Origin of the sequence: Pseudomonas sp. MWU12-2319 (assembly GCF_023242525.1) — a bacterium.
Classification (GTDB): domain Bacteria; phylum Pseudomonadota; class Gammaproteobacteria; order Pseudomonadales; family Pseudomonadaceae; genus Aquipseudomonas; species Aquipseudomonas gingeri_D.
Map to the genome: position 1 here is coordinate 1 of NZ_JALJES010000046.1, position 2,607 is coordinate 2,607.

The window sequence follows — 2,607 nt, forward strand, 5'->3', positions numbered from 1 at the left end:
AATCGTGATTTCGGCGAGCGCTAGAGTACCGGCTGAGCGGGTCATGGCGTAACTCCAGTCAAGGTTGACGGTGGAGTTTATTGGGCGCCGCAAACGGGAGGCTGGCTACTGTCAGAAATGACAGGTCGGGCAGGTTATCCGACCAATGGCGCCTGTCCAGCCCGTTGACCTGTCATTTCTGACAGTAGCCAAGACCAGGTCCAAGGGATCAAATAACCCCCATCAGCCCAAGCCCTGGTGCTCGCCACCTTCAGGTCAAGTCGTCGATTCGAAGCGCGCATGCGAGGCCTCCGCCCTCAGTCCAGCTGCCAGCCTGGCAAGGATACAACCATGAACGCTTTGAACGCTTTCAGCCGCTTGCTGTTCCCGCCACTCGATCTTGAGAACCGCCCCCTGACGTTGCTTCCGCTGTTTTTGTCGGGCATGGTCGATCCGGTCGTAGGGCATGACGGTGGGGTCAATCAGAGGATGCTGGACAAGGATGAAAACCCCCTGGGCCTGCTGTGTGTGATCGATCCCTACGGCACTCCCGGCGATCCCGACGATGACATGAAGGAAGGCGACAAGCTCGAAGTGTATTGGGACACCACCGCGATCGGGAATGCCACGGTTCAACTGGGGAATATCAATAAGCGCGTGAACCTCTTTGTGTCGACCGATCCGATCATTCCCGAATGGGGCGAGCTGTTCTATGAATTGACCCGGGTCGACTCGACGACCCCCGAGAAATCAATCGGGTTGAGCATAAGGGTCAAGATCGACCGGCCGGGCGGGCCCGACCGGAATCCGAGCGACCCCGATGGCCACTCGGGGCTGCAAAAACCCGGCTTACCGCCGGATCTGGGCACCGTCGATGCCGACTGGGCCGCCAGGGGCGTGCCGCTGGTGATCGAGCATTATCCGAATCGGAGCGCCCGTGACACGATCCAACTGAAGTGGGGCAGTGTCTTTGTCCGTCGACAAATCACCGAGGACGAAGCCCTCGGCACCGCGCCCGTTACCTTGCGGATCGAGCAGGACACCATCCTCGCCGCGGGTGACAGCAATGACTTGCTGGTGCACTACGAAGTGTTCGACGAAGTCTGGAATTTCTCCAGTCGCTACTCTAAAAAAACCACGGTCGTGGTCGAGGCCGGCGCCTCGTTTCTGGATCCGCCGATCATCCAGGACGCTGACAATGGCGTGATCGACCTGGAACTGCTGGGCAAAGAGGATGTGACCCTCTATGTCTTCGTTTCAAGGCCTGTTTTTGCCTTGAATGACACCCTGACCCTGACCTGGACCGGCACGCCTTCCATTGGTAGCCCGCTGATCAATAGTCAGAGCAAGGTGATCAGCAGCGTACCGGGGATTGTCGAGTTCAAGATTCCCAATGCCGAGATCCGCGCCATCGCCGGGGGCTCCGGCGATGGCTGGTACAAGCTGGAGAAGATCAACGGTGACCTGCCCCAGTCGTCCAAACATGCCTTTGCCACCGTAGCGGGCGACCCGATCCTGCTGCCCGCGCCAACGATCAAGGAGTTGATTGGCGATACCCTGGAACCCGACCAGCCCTGGGCCATCGTGCAGATTCCGGCATACCCGGGGATGGACTATGGCGACTGGATCGATATGGTCTGGCTGGGCATCGACGCCAACAACAACCCTTACCCCTATGAAGACGTACATCCGGTGACGCGGGATGAAGTCGGGACGGTTATCGATATGCCGGTCTCGGCTGAACACATCACGGCGTTGAACAACGGCAGTCTCGATCTGTTCTACCGGGTTTCCCGGGACGATGTGATGCTGTACGGCGTGAAGGAGTCCGACCACCTGGCGGTCAAGGTGCGGGCGATACAGGCCGACTTGCCGAAACCCAGGGTTATCGAAGCGCCGGACGATGTGCTGGATTATGAGGCGGTCACCGGTGCGGTGACCTTGTACGTGGACTATCCGGGCACGGCCGCGGGGGATGTGCTGAGGTACTACTGGATCGGCAATCCCGTCGACGGCACGGCCAGCGATTGGGTGCCGATCACCGTCCCGAGCGCCGGCCAGCCGGTGGAGTTCAGGATCAAACGGCAACTGGTCGACGCCAATATCAACCGCATCGTCAAGATTCGCTACACGCTCAAGCGCAAAGCCACCGGGCAGTACAGTTACTCCGAGTTGCTGGAGTTGTTGATTGGCAAACTCACCCTTGCCTGAACGACTACGAATGACATCAGGGCTGTAGGTCTCGCCGCCTCTTCGGCGAAACATGCTACGCAGGAATGCTTTCATGAAAAAGCCATCCCCCTCTACCAGGCCAGGCAATGGCAATCCATTGCGGGACCTTTACGCGCCGATCATCCCCAATATGGCCCCGCCCTTCGAAGACTACCAGGGCGGTATCGGCGCCGCATTGGTCGAAGGTGGTTTGAAATGCATCGTCGACCCTTGGGAGCCCATGGAGAACGGTGACGCGATCGGCTTCTACTGGGGTAATGAACAAGCCCCGGTCTGGACGGACGTGATCGACGGCAATGCCAACGAGCAACTGTTCTTTACAATCAGCAAGGGTTTTATCGTCAGAGGCGATGCCGACCCGGTGTTCTACCGGGTGACCATCCCGGGTCAAACTCC

At 59.0% G+C, this 2,607-nt stretch carries 1 protein-coding gene and 1 pseudogene; both read left to right on the plus strand.

Annotated elements, in window-relative coordinates; all coding sequences use genetic code 11:
- The first annotated feature begins 330 nt into the window (after positions 1 to 330).
- Positions 331 to 2,190 carry a hypothetical protein gene (locus tag M5C01_RS32640; protein WP_152737203.1) on the plus strand — a complete coding sequence of 620 codons (1,860 nt, stop codon included), beginning with the start codon at positions 331 to 333 and terminating at the stop codon, positions 2,188 to 2,190.
- 73 nt (positions 2,191 to 2,263) lie between these two features.
- Positions 2,264 to 2,607, plus strand: a pseudogene (locus M5C01_RS32645) (hypothetical protein); the annotation flags it as partial.